This window comes from Klebsiella sp. K47 (assembly GCF_051858335.1).
Classification (GTDB): Bacteria; Pseudomonadota; Gammaproteobacteria; order Enterobacterales; family Enterobacteriaceae; genus Klebsiella; species Klebsiella pneumoniae.
The window spans coordinates 1-230 of record NZ_JBPYUI010000334.1; the positions used below are offsets into that span (position 1 = coordinate 1).

Below are 230 nucleotides of genomic sequence, written 5' to 3' on the forward strand. Positions count from 1 at the left end.
GCCGACACGCGCGGCGCCAGGCAGGCCGTGGTGCTGGGCATGGCGCTGGCGGCCGTTTCGGGCCTGGCCTACCTGATGTCACGCGCCTTCGAGGGAGGGCCGGCCGCAGTCTGGGTGCTGGCCGCCGGCCGCGTGCTGCTGGGCTGCGCCGAGAGCCTGATCATCACCGGGGCCTTGAGCTGGGGCGTGGGCATGATCGGTCCGCAAAACGCCGGCAAGGTCATGGCCTG

1 pseudogene is annotated in these 230 nt (G+C 73.0%); it reads left to right on the top strand.

Going from position 1 to position 230, the window contains the following annotated elements:
• Positions 1-230 (top strand): annotated as a pseudogene (locus RRF55_RS28270) (arabinose transporter); the annotation flags it as partial.